The sequence below is a fragment of the Skermanella sp. TT6 genome (assembly GCF_016653635.2).
Classification (GTDB): Bacteria; Pseudomonadota; Alphaproteobacteria; order Azospirillales; family Azospirillaceae; genus Skermanella; species Skermanella cutis.
This window is the reverse complement of the sequence record NZ_CP067420.1, coordinates 3,848,179-3,862,500: the sequence shown is the minus strand read 5'-3', so window position 1 is coordinate 3,862,500 and position 14,322 is coordinate 3,848,179. Positions and strand designations below refer to the sequence as shown.

Sequence of the window (14,322 nt, the reverse complement as noted above, 5' to 3'; positions counted from 1 at the left end):
GCACCCTGGGGCAGATCATTCCACCCTCGACCGTCCTGATCTTCATGGGCGACATCCTGCAGGGGGCCAATGCCCAGGCCCAGATGGCGCTCGGCAACTTCGCGCCCAATCCGGTCTCGGTCGGCGACCTGTTCGTCGGGGCCTTCATCCCGGGCTTCATCCTGGTCGGCCTTTACATGGGGTGGACCATCTGCCTTGCGGTCGCCCGGCCGCAGTCGGCTCCCGCCATGGTGATGTCCGCCGACGACCGGCGCGACCTGCCGAGGAACGTGGCCGTGGCGCTGATCCCGGCGCTGGCATTGATCGTGGCGGTGCTCGGATCGATCCTGGCCGGCATCGCCACGCCGACGGAATCGGCGTCGGTCGGCGCGGTCGGCGCCATGGCCCTTGCCGCCGCGCGCCGGCAGTTCAGCTACGCGATCCTGCGCCACTGCATGATGGCGACCATGCAGATCACGTCGATGGTGTTCGTCATCCTGTTCGGCGCGTCCATGTTCGCCCTGGTCTTCCGGACGCTGGGAGGGGACGCGCTGCTGGAGGAGTTCCTGACGGCGCTGCCGGGGGGAGTCACCGGGGCGATGCTGTTCGTGATGTGCCTGATGTTCGTCCTGGGTTTCATCCTGGACACGTTCGAGATCATCTTCATCGTGATGCCGCTGACCGCGCCGATCCTGCTCCAGATGGGAGTGGATCCGGTCTGGCTGGGCGTGATGGTCGGAATCAACCTCCAGACCAGTTTCCTGACCCCGCCGGTGGGCTTCTCGCTGTTCTACCTGCGGAGCGTCGCCCCGCCGTCGGTCGCGACGGGCCAGATCTACCGCGGCGTGATCCCCTTCGTCCTGCTCCAGATGGCCGGGCTGGCGATGGTCTGGTGGTTCCCGCAGCTCGCCACCTGGCTGCCCGCCATCGTCTTCGGCTAGGAAGCTCAGGCCCGGCGGAGGGCCACGATGGGGTCGAGCCGGGAGGCCTGCCAGGCCGGATAGAGGCCGAAGACCACTCCGATCGCTCCGGCGCCCGCGAAGGCGCCGAGGGCGGTCAGCGGCTCGAACGCCGGCCCGATCTCGGTCAGGGCATCCACCGCCAGGACGCCGCCGAAGCCCAGCAGCACGCCCAGCAGGCCGCTGACCAGGGCCAGCGCCGCCGCCTCGATCAGGAATTGGGACAGGATATCCCGCCTGCCGGCGCCGACCGCCAGCCGCAGCCCGATCTCCGCCGTCCGTTCGGTGACGGACACCAGCATGATGTTCATGATGCCGATGCCGGCGATCAGGAGCGACAGCGCCGCGATGCCGATCAGCAGCACGGTGAGCATCCGGGCGGAGGCGGCGCGGGCCTCGGCCACCTCCGACAGGTTCCGGATGTCGAAATCGTCCGGCTCGTCGGGCATCAGCTTGTGCCGCTGTCGCAGCAGTTCCCTGACCTCCCCGGTGGTCGCCTTCAGGCCCGCGGTGTCCCGGGCCTGGATCATCAGCGCGTTGACCGCCCCCGCGAAGATCACCGACGGGTTGGCCTTCAGCTGCTCGACCTTCTGGAAGCCGCTGGTGCCGGTCCCGTCGAAGCGCTTCTTGCCGGTGATGGCGCTGACCGCCTGCACCTTGGGCGCCGGCTTGTTGTTCAGCCGCATCCGCGCCGTCGTCAGGGGAACATAGACGACGTCGTCCTGGTCCGTGCCCTGGGCCGACTGGCCCTTCCGCTCCAGCACGCCCACGACCTGGAACGGCACGTTGCGCAGCCGGATCACCCGGCCGACCGGGTTCTCCCCGGGCTCGAACAGCCGCTCCAGGACGGTCTGCCCGAGCAGCGCCACCTTGGCGACCGTGGCGTCGTCCTCCGCCGTCAGGGTGCGCCCGGCGATCACCGGCCAGCCCCTGACGTCGAGGTAGCCGGCCGAGATGCCGTGCATGCGCGACCAGGAGTTCCTGTTGCCGTTGATCGACTGGCCGCTGCCCCACCACATGGCGCCGACTTCCCGGACCGAGGGAATCTCGGCGCGGATCGCCTGCCCGTCGTCCTCCGTCAGCAGCACGTTGGCATCGCCGCTCAGGCGGACGCCGCCCGGCCCGATCCGCTGCCCGGGCACCACCATGATCAGGTTGGCGCCCAGGTTCTGGATCTGGGCTATCACCTTCTCCTGGGTGGCGGTGCCGATCGCCACCATCAGGATCACCGCGGCGATTCCGACGGCGATGCCGGTCATGGTCAGGAGGCTGCGCAGCCGATGCAGCCAGAGGGCGCGGACGGCCGTCCGCAAGGCCATCATGTTCATCACGCCGCGCTGTCCTCGACCACCTGGCCGTCGCGGAAGGCGATGCGCCGCGTCGCATGCTCCGCCACGCCTCGGTCGTGGGTGACCAGCACGATGGTGCGTCCCTCCTCGTTGAGGGAGCGGAACAGCGCCAGGATCTCCTCCCCCGTGGCCTGGTCGAGCGCCCCCGTCGGCTCGTCCGCCAGGAGGATGCGCGGGTCGTTGACCAGCGACCGGGCGATGGCGACGCGCTGCTGCTGGCCGCCCGACAGCTCGGCCGGCCGGTGGTGCGCGCGCCCGGCCAGCCCGACCGCGGCGAGATGGCGAAGCGCCCGTTCCCGGCGCTCCCGCTTGCCCACGGCCGCATAGGTCAGCGGCAGCTCGACATTCTCCAGCGCGGTGTGGGTCGGCAGCAGGTGGAAGCTCTGGAAGACGAAGCCCAGCTTGCCGTTCCGGATGCGGGCGCGCCGAGGCTCGGGAAGGCTGCCGACCTCGTCCCCGTCGAGCCGGTACTGCCCGCCGCTGGGCGTGTCCAGGCACCCCAGGATGTTCATGAAGGTGGACTTGCCGGACCCCGAAGGCCCCATCACCGCGACATACTCGCCGGCCCCGATCGCCAGGCTGACGCCGCGGAGCGCGTGGACGGTCTGGCCGGCCATGCTGTAGGTCTTGGCAAGGTCGATGGCTTGGAGCAGGGGGCTCATGTCCCGGCCCCGGCGCGGCGGCCGATCACGACCTGCTGGCCCTCGCTGAGGTTGCCGCCCGTGATCTGGGTGAAGCCCAGGTCGGCGATCCCGGTGGAGACCGGCACGGCGGTGAAGGTGCCGGCCTTGTCGAGCACATAGACCTCCCCCCGGTCGGCCGGCCGCGGCGACCGGGGCTGGCCGGCCGGGCGGGACCCGGGCTCCGCCGGCGCCGGCCTGAACCGCAGCGCCGCCGAGGGCACCCGGAGCGCGTCCCGCTGCTCGGTCACCCTGATGTCCACGGTCGCGGTCATGCCGGGATAGAGCTGGAGGGAGTCGTTGGCCGCGGTGATGATCACCACGTAGGTGACCACGTTCTGGATCACCTGCGGCGCCTTGCGGACCTGGGAGACGGTGCCGTCGAACCGCTCGCCCGGAAAGGCCGAGACGGTGAATCCGACGGACTGGCCGGGCTGGACCGCCCCGATATCGGCCTCGTCCACGAAGGTCTCCACCTGGAGCCGGCGGAGGTCGCGCGCGATGGTGTAGAGGACCGGAGCCTCCAGGCTGGCGGCGACGGTCTGCCCGACATCCACGTTCCGTTCGATCACCACGCCGTCGATCGGCGAGCGGATCGTCGTCCGGTCCAGGTCCACCCGGGACTGGGCCAGGGCCGCCTCCCGCTGCGCCAGGGTCGCCCGGGCGACCAGCACCTCCGCCTCGGCCTCGCTGACCGAGGCGTCGGCCCCCTGGATCATGGTCTCCTGGGCCGCTTCCTCCGCCTGGGCCGCGGCGAGCCCCGCCTGGGCCTGGTCGAGCGCGCTGGCGGCCCGCTCCCGCTCGGCCACCGCGACGAAGTCGGCTCGGCCCGAGGCGAAGGCGCGCCGATGGTCCCGCCGGGCCTGCTCCGCGACCGACTGCGCGCTGAGCGCCTTGGCCTTGAGGATCTGCCGGGCCGCCCGGGCGTTCTCCGCCTCCGCCCGCGCGCGGGCCAGCTTCGCGGTCGCCGCCGCGATGCCGGAGGCCGCCACGTCCCGCTGCGCCGTCGCCTCCGCGACCTTGGCGGCGAAGCCGGCGGGGTCGATCTGGGCGACCGTCTGGTCCCGGGTCACGGTCGAGTTGAAGTCCGCGTCGAGCGACTGGACGCGGCCCGACACGGCGGACCCGACCTGGACCAGCCCCACGGCGTTCAGGGTGCCGGTCGCCGAAATGGTCCTGACGATGGTCCCGCGATCGACCGCCGCCAGCTCCACGTCGGGAATGTCGTGCCGGTCCTCGTCGAGGGCGGCATAGCCGCCGACCGCGCCGGCCAGGACGGCGGCGCCGACGGCTATCCACAATACGACGGCACGTCCCACGCTCTCGTCCTCCGCCTGATCAGGAGAGCATCATCCTGAAGGAACATGGCGTCGGCATGGCGGTGTCAAGGTGCCGCGGCCGGTGCTGTCGATGGGGGCGCCTGGGTGAGGTCGCCGAGGCCGAGGCGGAACCAGCCTTCCGGGCCCAGCGCCTCCAGGGGTTGGAAGCGCGCCTTGTACGCCATCTTCCGGCTGTTGCGGATCCAGTAGCCGAGATAGACGTACGGGATCCCCTCGGCCAGCGACTGGGCGACCAGCGACAGGATCATGAAGGTCCCCAGGCTCCGCTTCTCCTGGTCGGCGTCGTAGAAGCTGTAGACCGCCGACAACCCGTCGCGCAGCCGGTCGGTCAGGATCGCGCCGACCAGCCGGTCGCGCCGGTCGCGGACCTCGAACAGGCAGGTCTCGGCCCGGCCCTCGTCCACCATCGCGCTGTAATCGCCCAGGCTCATCCGCGCCATGTCGCTGTCGCCGTGGCGCGACGACTGGTAGGCGTGGAAAAGCCTGAACTGCTCGTGCGTCGCGATGGCGGGGACCTCCGCGACGCTGAGATCGGCATTGGCCTTCAGGATCCTGCGCATGCTGCGGCCGGGCTGGAAATCCGCCACCGGGATGCGCACCGGCACGCAGGCATTGCATCCCGGGCAGACCGGCCGGTACACGATGTCGTGGCTGCGGCGGAACCCGGCGCGGGACAGGGTCGAATTGACCTCGGACGCGTAGGGAGTGCTGAGACGGGTGAACAGCTTCCGCTCGACCCGGCCGGGCAGATAGGGGCACGGCATCGGGCCTGAACGGAAGAACTGCTGCAACGGCCGCGGTGGCGGCGGAATGACGGACATCTCTCCTGACCTATTGCTCCGCCATCGCCTCGGCCGGGACCGCGCCGAAGTAGGCCTTGCTGATCTCCGACGTCACGGCGTTCAGATGCAACTGCAACCAGTCCAGATATTCGTGAAGACCGGTCCTGATCACGTCCTCCACCGTCCGGGAATGGAGCGCGGCCTGGATCTCGTCGACCCGCTCCATCGCCACGTTGCCCCCTTTCAACATATAGCGCGACTTCAGCCTGACCAGCAATCCGTCTATCTGACGCACGCAAGTGGTAACCGACCGGGGGAAGCTCTCGTTGTACAGCATGAAGCCGGCCACCGCCGCCGGCGTCATGCCGCGCGGGTAGACCCGGCGGAAGGCGTGGTAGCCCGCCGCCGAGCGCAGCACCGCGTTCCACTGGCTGACGTCCAGGGCGGACCCGACATCGTCGGAATTCGGCAGCAGCGTATGGTACTTGATGTCGAGCAGGCGGGTCGTCTGGTCGGCCCGCTCCAGGTATTTGCCGAGCTGGTAGAAGTACCAGCCCTGGTCCCGGTAGAAGGTGCCCTCGGTGATGCCGGTATGGGCCTGGCACGCCTCCTTCACCATGCTGCACAGCCGCGTCAGGTTGTGCGGCGCTATGTCGGACGGGCCGAGCGCCAGCAGCCGATTGTAGAAGACATTGATCTGGGTCCACATCTCCGTGCTGATCAGAGGCCGCAGGGTCCGGGCGTTCTCCCGCGCGGCCCGCACCGCCGACACGATCGACGTCGGGTTCTGGACGTCGAGGACGTAGAAATTGACGACGTTCTGGGCCGTCGCGGACTGGTACCGGGCCAGGAAACGCTTCTCGTCCGCGTTGAGCTGGACGATCGACATCCAGTTCTTGGCGCCGCGGGTATCGCGGGAGAAGGTCTCGTGGACATCGAGGATGCGGGCGAGATTCTCGGCGCGCTCCATGTAGCGCGCCATCCAGAAAATGCACTCCGCGTAGCGGGCAAGCAGACTACTCAAGGACCCACGTGTCTTTCGACCCGCCCCCCTGCGAGGAATTGACGATCAGCGTGCCCTTGCGCAGGGCGACGCGGGAGAGGCCGCCGGGAAGCACCCAGGTGCTGCGCCCGGTGATGGCGAAGGGCCGGAGGTCCACGTGCCGCGGCTCGATGCCTTCCTCCACCAGGGTCGGGCAGACCGACAGGGGAATCATCGGCTGGCTGATATAGTTGGCGGGGTCGGCCAGGAGCTTGGCCCGGCAATCCTCCAACTCCGCCTTGGTGGCGCGCGGCCCGATGGTGATGCCGTAGCCGCCGGCCTCGCCCACGGGCTTGACCACCAGCTCGGACAGCCTGTCCAGGGTCAGGGCCAGACCTTCCGGCTCCCGGCAGATGTTGGTCTCGACGTTGGGGATGATCGCGTCCTGGTCCAGGTAATACTTGATCATGCGGGGGACGTAGCAATAGACCGCCTTGTCGTCCGCCACGCCGGTCCCGATCGCGTTCGCCAGGGTCACGTTGCCCTTGCGGTAGGCCTCCATGATGCCGGGCACGCCCAGGTGGCTGTCCGGCCGGAAGGCCAGGGGGTCGAGGAAGGCGTCGTCGACCCGGCGGTAGATGGTGTCCACCCGCGCCAGCCCGTTGGTGGTCTTCATGTAGACCCGGTCGTCGCGCACCACGAGGTCGCGCCCCTCGACCAGCGGCACGCCCATCTCGCGCGCCAGGAAGATGTGCTCGAAATAGGCCGAGTTGTAGGAGCCCGGCGACAGCAGCACGACCTGAGGATCCTGGATGTCCGCCGGCGCCACCTCGCTCATGGCTTCCAGCAGCTTGACGCCGTAATTGTCCACCGGCCGGATGCCGATGTCGCTGACCAGGTCGGGGAACGCGCGCATCATCATGTGCCGGTTCTCGACCACGTAGGACACGCCCGACGGGACACGGGCATTGTCCTCCAGCACGCGGAAGATGCCCTGGCCGTCGCGCACCAGATCGACGCCCATGATGTGGACGTAGGTGTCGAAGGGCACGTCCAGGCCGATCATCTGCGGCCGGAAGTTCTGGTTGCCGGTGACCAGGTCGGCCGGGATGATCCCGTCCTTCAGGATCTTCTGGTCATGGTAGATGTCGTGGAGGAACAGGTTGAGCGCGGTGACGCGCTGGACGACGCCGGCTTCCACCGCGCCCCATTCCCGGGCCGAGATCACGCGGGGGATGACGTCGAAGGGCAGGATCCGATCCACGGCGTCCTGGTCGGAATAGACCAGGAAGGTGATTCCGAGGTTGTACAGCTCCCGCTCGGCATCCTTGGCCCGGCGCTGGAGATCCGCGAAATCGAAACTGGAGAGACGCCCGCGGATCGCCGACGTATGCTCGGCCGGACTTCCCGGTCCGCCAAACAGCTCATCGAAGAATCCACCTGGGTCGTAGTTCGCGAGTAAGTCCGTGGGGACGGTACCGGATGGGTTCACGCTTGTTCCTCGGGGCTTGGACGCACGCAACGGGAGAAAGGCCCGCAGCCGAGCTGTTGTTCCGCAATTATGACCCGATTTTTTCGGTATTGACCAGAGTTTCTGAAAGGATTCTGCGGTGCAGCAAAAGTGCCGCAACCAGCCTTTCGAAATGCAGTGCGGGTCAAAAGTCAGGTGTGGGAACAAGGTGTGCCGTCGAGCAAGCAGCCGAGCTTGCCGAACCCAGGTATCCGGGTCCACAGGGCAGCGATCGCCGGAACGGATCGCCGCACTCGGGTCGCTCCCGCCGGCCCGGACAGCCGGAGGAAGCGACCGCGAAGGAAGATCGGGTCCGGCTTACAGGACCGAGTCGACCCACTGGTACAGGGCGCCCTTCGGCAGGGCGCCGATCTTGGTGGCGGCGACCTTGCCGTCCTTGAACAGCATCAGGGTCGGAATGCCGCGCACGCCGAACTGGCCGGGGGTCTTGGGGTTCTCGTCGATGTTCAGCTTGGCGACGGTGATCTTCTCGCCGTATTCGGTCGCCAGATCCTCCAGGGCGGGAGCGATCATCTTGCAGGGTCCGCACCATTCAGCCCAGAAATCGACCAGAACCGGGCCGGGCGCCTTGAGGACGTCAGACTCGAAGCTGGCGTCGGTGATCTTGGTGGTGCTCATGTTACCTCATCTTTGTCAATGGTGCGACGGCCAGGACATCCGGCAGGGATGGTGGCGGCACCCTCGTCCTCGTTGAAATGTAGGGGTGCCCCGTGCCCCGGGTCAAGCAGCGGGGCGTTCCCCATTTCCGCATGTGTGGAATGCCCTGCCGTCGTGACGATTGTCACTGTGAAAATTCACGGGAGGGAGAATGCTTCCGGTCGGGAGTCCGCTTGGTGACGAGGCCTCACCGCGCGGCGGCGGCCGGCATCCGGAAGGGCGGCACCGGCGCGGACAGGGAGGTGGAGCCGAACAGGCCGGCCCTCGCCGGGGAGGTCACTGTCGGGAAGGCGGAAAGGTCGCTGTTCCGCTTCGGGACGGGCTTGGCGGCGGCGGGCTTGGCGGGGGAGGTCACTATCCGGAAGGCCGAAAGGTCACTATTCCGCGTCGCGGCGGGCCGGGTGGGCTTCACCGGTGCCGACCCGGAGTGCCGGGCGGCGGGCTTCGCCGGCGCGGCCTGGGCGGGTTCGTCGTCCGGGTCGCAGTCCAGGCTCTCCAGGTCGGCGTCGGGGTGCGACCTGTCGCCGAGGAAGTGGTGCGGGACGCGCTTGTCCTGGACCACGCCACGCAGCTTCAGCCAGAGCTCGATCGCGCGCAGGCTGAGCCCGAGGCTCTTGCGCTCCAGCGCCTCCTCCATGATCGTCCGGACCAGGGCGGCCGCCTCCTCCAGGTCCGCTTGGTGATCGGCGAGGCGTCCGGCGCGGAGCTGGGCGACGCGGACCTGGATTTCCGGCTGGCTCATCAGGACGGCGCCGCGCTGCTTCGCGCCCTTGGGCGAGTAGCCCGCCCGCCGCGCCGCCTCCGCCCTGCCGACGCCGCAGGCCACGGCTTGGCAGAAGGCTTCCTGGCGGGGCGGCAGGACGATCACGGGCGGGGCGGATGCGGCGGAGGTTGGGGACTGCTGGTCGAGCATGGCTGGAGCGCCTTGGCCGGATGAGAACAATACAGGAACATTAGCTTTAATTCGCCGATGATGCAAGGGATGGGGAGGGGGCGCGTCCCGCGCACCATGGGCGGCGGGACGCCGCCCCTCCGCGTTCCGGTGCTTGCCGCCGCTTGGGTCGTTCTGTTCAACGCCCCCTTCTCGTCATGCGCGGGCTTGACCCGCGTATCCACGTGGTACCACCAACGCCTTCCCGGTTCGCGCGTGGAGGCGCGGCTCAAGCCCGCGCATGATGGAATGGTCGCAGGGGCAAGAGGGTGGGCGGAAACCCGTGCAGGCCGTGCCCAGCGTGTTTCATGCTGGCGTGGCCAATGCGGGCGTGGCCAATGCCGGCGTGATCGTCGCTGCTCCCGGCGGCGGGGAGACTGCCGCCGGGAGCGTCGAGGCGGTCCCCGGAGGAACCCGGACTCAGGCGTTGGCGGCGGCCCCGTCGGAGGCGGTCAGCAGCGCCATGAGTTCGCGCCCGATGCTGGCCCTCTCCTTATTCAACCGGTCGATTTCCCGGTTGAAGGGGGTGAGGCCGGCGCGGTCTAGCCAGTCCTTCTGACGGGCCTTGCGCTTCTTGTAGGCAGCGAGGCGAGCCTTGAACTGCCGCGTCAGCTCTTCCCGGTTCTCGGGATTCAGGGTGACGGCCCGCAGGTGGTGTTCCTCCAGGTCGGCCTGCGAGAAGCGCCGCGGCATGTCGGGCGGCAGTCCGAGTTGCCTTATCTCCTCCACCGTCCATTCCGGCCGGCCGACCTGCGGCTTGCCGCCGGACGGCCCGCGCCGGTACATGGCCGGCACCGCACTGTAAGCGCCGGCCCGGGTGGCTTCGGCGTCGCGGAGCCGGAGACCGACGGCGCGATACCGCTCCAGCACGGCGGCCACGCCGGCCGGGAACGCCGCCGGCGCCGATCCGGGCGTGAGCCCCGCCGACGCCAGGGTGACCGGGGCCGCCGTGGCGACGGAGAACAAGAAACGACGCGAAACCGCGCCGGGTATGGTAAGGCTGCTTTCAGCCATGATGTGGTTCTCACAGTGTGCATCGTGGTCAGGCCGGGTCGGGGAGGTGCGAACTCTCCGGACCGGCCGCCCTGCCGCGACTGCGGAAGGTGGCGGGAGACTGGACCGAATACGGGCGCAGGTCAAGGCGATAGGCTGATTTCGGGAGTAACCCGGCGGGTATGCGCGGCAAATGGTGTTTCGAGACGACATCTGATCGCTTTTGGCGTCTTCGGTAGCGATCCGTGGTCTGTCTCGGCTTTTCAAAGCGGCATTCAAAATCGTCTTGACAGACTACCGGTTGTGGTGCGTACTGCCGTCTCGCTTGCGAGCGGTTCGATACCGCCAAAAACCCCGGACCCGCTCGCAAGCCGCCAAGTGCTTGATATGGCACGCGGATCTTTGACATTGTGAAACGCATGCGGTCGAAGAATGCCGCTCCGGAACCCCCTGTCGCGACCCGCTCGAAATGGCGGCGAATTTGGTAGTGATATCAGTGGGTTATGGCAGGGGAGCTCTCCCGGGCAGAAATGCCTGGGCCTCATTGAAACGCCGAACTCCGCGCCGGCGAGGCTGAGCGGAACCGCCGGCTCTCCCGGGCAGAAATGCCTGGGCCTCATTGAAACCGGCCGACATGGTACCGGCGCTGCGGGTCGGCCGAGCTCTCCCGGGCAGAAATGCCTGGGCCTCATTGAAACGTTGCCTCCATTTTTCCCGTTTTTCTTCGCAATCCGCTCTCCCGGGCAGAAATGCCTGGGCCTCATTGAAACCGCCATGAGCGCGACAATCGCGATGGTGGCGACGACCATGACTCTCCCGGGCAGAAATGCCTGGGCCTCATTGAAACGTGGAACATGCCAGCGACGATCAGGGTGACTAGGCCGCTCTCCCGGGCAGAAATGCCTGGGCCTCATTGAAACGAGGTGTCGCGCGGCGTCATCGGCGTGACCGCCGCGAAGCTCTCCCGGGCAGAAATGCCTGGGCCTCATTGAAACTATGGAGCGGAGGGGCCTTAAGGCGTTGGGATCATTGAGCTCTCCCGGGCAGAAATGCCTGGGCCTCATTGAAACCCGTCCAGGTGGATCAGTGGAGCCGAGCGCAGCAGTGCAGGCTCTCCCGGGCAGAAATGCCTGGGCCTCATTGAAACAGGTCCTGCACGATTTCCTTCTGCGTGGGCTTCTTCTCTCCCGGGCAGAAATGCCTGGGCCTCGTTAAAACAAGTACATATCGACGACGCCGCCGGCCATCATGTTGTACTCTCCCAGGCAGCAATGCCTGGGCCTCATTGAAACGGCTCGTTGGAGACCGGCGCGGGGTTCTTGTACAGCTCGCTCTCCTGGGCAGAAATGCCTGGGCCTCATTGAAACACCAGGCGAACGGCTGGCCGGTGTCGTTGAGGATTTCGTCTCTCCCAGGCAGAAATGCCTGGGCCTCATTGAAACAGCTCAGAGCCGACGTAGGCGATGCGGCAGGCCGGCAGCTCTCCCGGGCAGAAATGCCTGGGCCTCATTGAAACACGTTCCAGACCCGCTCGATGTTCCCCGTGATGTGGGAGCTCTCCCGGGCAGAAATGCCTGGGCCTCATTGAAACACGCGCTGGCGGATCAGCAGCTTTCGGTGGGCGGCGCTCTCACCGGCAGAAAGGACGGGACGGGAGCCGAGGCAGCGCTGTGCCCGATCAGGTCGATCCGGCCGGGGGAGTCGGAACGACATCTGATCGCTTTTGTCGTATTCGGAAGCGATCCGCGGTCTGTTTCGGCTTGTCAAAGCGGGATTCAAAATCGTCTTGACAGACTATCGGTTGTGGTGCGTACTGCCGTCTCGCTTGCGAGCGGTTCGATACCGCCGAAAACCCCGGACCCGCTCGCAAGCCGCCAAGTGCTTGATATGGCACGCGGATCTTTGACATTGTGAAACGTATGCGGTGGAAAAATGCCGCTCTGGAACCCCCTCTCGCGACCCGCTCGAAATGGCGGCGAATCTGGTATTGATATCAATGGGTTATGGCAAGGGACCCTCCCAGGCAGAAATGCCTGGGCCTCATTGAAACCTGTTGCCGCTGTGCCGCAGGATCTCCAGCAGCAAAGCCCCTCCCAGGCAGAAATGCCTGGGCCTCATTGAAACAGCGATGGATGGAACACCTTGTCGATGTAGTACCGATTCCTCTCCCGGGCAGAAATGCCTGGGTCTCATTGAAGCTTTTCCTTGAACTCCAAATCGGAGCACTCGGCAGTCGCCTCTCTCCAAGGCAGAAAGGCCGGGGCGGGAAGTGAGTTTGAGATGTGCCCGATCAGGTCGATCCGCCCGAGACAGCTGATCCGATGCGTTGCGCCATGGGCGCAACCTACGATCTTCGGCCCGCATCACCTCTGCCCTGCATCGAGCCGTAGGTTGCGCCCATGGCGCAACATAGTGCGGAGAGTGGAACGGCCGGCTGCGATGACCGGAGCGGTTCAGCCTGATCGGGTTCCGCTCTAAGTATACTTGGATGGCGCGGAAGGGATTAGCGAAGAGTGACTTTGATTCGATTTCTCCGCCAGTTCATCGCTGCACCGAAGACAATAGTCATTCCGCCGGTGTGGGTCTCGACCGCAAGGAAGGGGAAGACCAAGGTGCAGTTCACTGCCGCGCTCGACGTCGCCGGAGTCACGCAAGGTGGCTTTGAGCTGATCGGCCGCGCGACCATCGAGATTGCCGACGAGGATCTGACGTTTCAGCTTCAATACACTGAGACCAAAGGCCGCAGAACCACGCCTTTAAGTAGAATAGACTGGCGGCCCAGGCATGAACACAGCAACAAAGGCATTGGACCTCTTGAGCTTCGCTGGAGTCCATTTACAGAATGCCACATCCATGACTTCAACGATAACGCCGAGTTGGGCGACGAAATCATGAGGGAGGACAATTTGCCCGTTGCAGTCCTGTTCCAAGATCCTGGATCTTTCGAGGGGCTATTGACTTTTGCTGGCGAAAAAATGAATATCATGAACATGGAGTTGGCAAGCTCGCCAGCCTGGCCGTCCGCATTCACGTTGACATCATGAACGAGGAACGCAAGAACCTGGAGGCGGTCGCTGCGGAAGTCGCAAAGCAGCTCGCGACTTCGCTGGCACGCAGAGACGGCGTGTACATCAAGACGCCTCTGATGTACCCTAGTGGAACATCCGTGCTCGTGCAGATCCTTGAAGAAGAAGGCCGCTTCGTCGTCACGGACTTCGGTGGCGGTGCGGATGAGGCTGACCTGATGGGCGGTCAGATGGTTTATGCAAGGCATGCCGCTTCTCTGGCGAAGAGAACTGGAGTCCATTTCGATGACTATTCCTTTTTCACCATGAGGGTGGCACGGGAACAGTTACCGGGAGCGGTGATAACCATAGCCAACTGCGCCCAGCGTGCGGTTCACATCACTGCCCTTAAACTGGCGGAGCGCCGGGTGGTCGAGGCCGAGGATCGCCTATACGACCGACTGGTGGGCGTCTTCTCTCGGCCGAAGGTGGTGCGTCACGCCGAACTGGTGGGTAGTTCCGCGACATCTTGGCATGTCGCCGCCCTTGTCGTGAACGACAACGATAAAAGAGTGGCGTTCGATCTGGTCAAGAACCATCCCGCGTCCGTCGCGTCGTCGGTGACAAAGTTCATGGATCTCGCTCGCCTGGAATTGGCCCCATCGCTGGTTGCTGTTGTTCAGAAAAAGGATGTGATGGGGACTTACATCAACTTGCTTTCAGCGGCGGCGACAAGCGTAATCGAGGAAGGCGCGCCGGATCATCTTCTGAGGCGGCTGGCCGCGTAGACTTGGTGAAGGCATTTCCTCACCCGACCTCCGGGGCTTCGTTTCGCCGCTGATGCAAGGAATAGGGAGGGTGCGCGTCCCGCGCACCGTGGGCGGCGGGACGCCGCCCCTCCGCACGGTTTCCGCAGAGGTGGCGCTGAACCCCCTCACCCCGACCCTCTCCCCCAAGGGGGGCGAGGGGGCGCCGCGTGGGGACCGTGCGCGGGCCGTGCGGAACTGTCCGGGATGGGCCGGAGCCGGCGTGTGGAAAGCGATCCCGGCGCGCTCCGCATGTCCTGGTCCAGGAGCGGCCCGGGAAAGGGTGTCGTCCGGACCCCCTCACACTGGCCCTCTCCCCCAAGGGGGC

At 66.4% G+C, this 14,322-nt stretch carries 12 protein-coding genes and 1 CRISPR repeat array (1 of these 13 only partly in view); of the genes, 3 read left to right on the top strand and 9 right to left on the bottom strand.

All coding sequences use genetic code 11. From position 1 onward, the window contains the following. Positions 1 to 920 carry the 3' portion of a TRAP transporter large permease gene (locus IGS68_RS18080; RefSeq protein WP_201081466.1) on the top strand. 433 nt of this gene lie to the left of the window's left edge, so the window shows 920 of its 1,353 coding nt (coding positions 434-1,353); its start codon lies beyond the left edge, outside the window; the stop codon is at positions 918 to 920. Between the two features lie 5 nt (positions 921 to 925). On the opposite strand, the gene IGS68_RS18075 is transcribed toward IGS68_RS18080, so the two are convergent. From IGS68_RS18075 to IGS68_RS18035, 9 genes are all read right to left on the bottom strand, one after another. Next, entirely contained in the window at positions 926 to 2,266 is a 1,341-nt protein-coding gene (locus IGS68_RS18075) for an ABC transporter permease (protein WP_247881392.1), read from the bottom strand. Then, a complete protein-coding gene (locus IGS68_RS18070) occupies positions 2,266 to 2,949 on the bottom strand; it encodes an ABC transporter ATP-binding protein (protein ID WP_247880955.1) in 684 nt (227 codons plus the stop codon). Before IGS68_RS18070 ends, IGS68_RS18075 begins: the two co-directional genes overlap by 1 nt. Beyond that, positions 2,946 to 4,286, bottom strand: a complete 1,341-nt coding sequence (locus tag IGS68_RS18065; protein ID WP_201072267.1) for an efflux RND transporter periplasmic adaptor subunit — start codon at positions 4,284 to 4,286, stop codon at positions 2,946 to 2,948. The genes IGS68_RS18070 and IGS68_RS18065 overlap by 4 nt, the downstream gene beginning before the upstream one ends. Positions 4,287 to 4,351: 65 nt before the next feature. After that, positions 4,352 to 5,128, bottom strand: a complete 777-nt coding sequence (locus tag IGS68_RS18060; RefSeq protein WP_201072266.1) for an arginyltransferase — start codon at positions 5,126 to 5,128, stop codon at positions 4,352 to 4,354. A 10-nt stretch (positions 5,129 to 5,138) separates the two neighbouring features. Next, complete coding sequence (locus IGS68_RS18055; RefSeq protein ID WP_201072264.1) at positions 5,139 to 6,113, bottom strand: alpha-E domain-containing protein; 975 nt, start codon at positions 6,111 to 6,113, stop codon at positions 5,139 to 5,141. Then, positions 6,106 to 7,563 (bottom strand): circularly permuted type 2 ATP-grasp protein, encoded by a 1,458-nt coding sequence (locus IGS68_RS18050; protein WP_201072262.1) that lies wholly within the window; start codon positions 7,561 to 7,563, stop codon positions 6,106 to 6,108. The genes IGS68_RS18055 and IGS68_RS18050 overlap by 8 nt, the downstream gene beginning before the upstream one ends. A gap of 336 nt (positions 7,564 to 7,899) precedes the next feature. Further along, a complete protein-coding gene (gene trxA / locus IGS68_RS18045) occupies positions 7,900 to 8,220 on the bottom strand; it encodes a thioredoxin TrxA (protein ID WP_158044606.1) in 321 nt (106 codons plus the stop codon). Positions 8,221 to 8,446: 226 nt separating this feature from the next. Next, positions 8,447 to 9,172, bottom strand: coding sequence for a terminase small subunit (locus IGS68_RS18040; RefSeq protein ID WP_201072260.1), 726 nt, complete (start codon positions 9,170 to 9,172; stop codon positions 8,447 to 8,449). Between the two features lie 438 nt (positions 9,173 to 9,610). Further along, complete coding sequence (locus IGS68_RS18035) at positions 9,611 to 10,204, bottom strand: hypothetical protein (RefSeq protein ID WP_201072258.1); 594 nt, start codon at positions 10,202 to 10,204, stop codon at positions 9,611 to 9,613. Positions 10,205 to 10,697: 493 nt separating this feature from the next. After that, positions 10,698 to 11,774: direct repeats of the CRISPR family, unit length 37 nt; unit sequence GCTCTCCCGGGCAGAAATGCCTGGGCCTCATTGAAAC. A 922-nt stretch (positions 11,775 to 12,696) separates the two neighbouring features. Here IGS68_RS18035 and IGS68_RS18030 point away from each other — a divergent pair. Together IGS68_RS18030 and IGS68_RS18025 are read left to right on the top strand one after the other, a co-directional pair. After that, entirely contained in the window at positions 12,697 to 13,227 is a 531-nt protein-coding gene (locus IGS68_RS18030) for a hypothetical protein (RefSeq protein WP_201072256.1), read from the top strand. Continuing rightward, positions 13,224 to 13,976, top strand: a complete 753-nt coding sequence (locus IGS68_RS18025) for a hypothetical protein (protein ID WP_201072254.1) — start codon at positions 13,224 to 13,226, stop codon at positions 13,974 to 13,976. The genes IGS68_RS18030 and IGS68_RS18025 overlap by 4 nt, the downstream gene beginning before the upstream one ends. Positions 13,977 to 14,322 lie beyond the last annotated feature (346 nt).

Bases quoted from the DNA above. Each gene is read 5' to 3' on its own strand.
- IGS68_RS18060 (WP_201072266.1), bottom strand. From the start codon at position 5,128: ATGTCCGTCATTCCGCCGCCACCGCGGCCGTTGCAGCAGTTCTTCCGT.
- IGS68_RS18035 (WP_201072258.1), bottom strand. From the start codon at position 10,204: ATGGCTGAAAGCAGCCTTACCATACCCGGCGCGGTTTCGCGTCGTTTC.
- IGS68_RS18075 (WP_247881392.1), bottom strand. From the start codon at position 2,266: ATGAACATGATGGCCTTGCGGACGGCCGTCCGCGCCCTCTGGCTGCAT.
- IGS68_RS18040 (WP_201072260.1), bottom strand. From the start codon at position 9,172: ATGCTCGACCAGCAGTCCCCAACCTCCGCCGCATCCGCCCCGCCCGTG.
- IGS68_RS18070 (WP_247880955.1), bottom strand. From the start codon at position 2,949: ATGAGCCCCCTGCTCCAAGCCATCGACCTTGCCAAGACCTACAGCATG.
- trxA (WP_158044606.1), bottom strand. From the start codon at position 8,220: ATGAGCACCACCAAGATCACCGACGCCAGCTTCGAGTCTGACGTCCTC.
- IGS68_RS18025 (WP_201072254.1), top strand. From the start codon at position 13,224: ATGAACGAGGAACGCAAGAACCTGGAGGCGGTCGCTGCGGAAGTCGCA.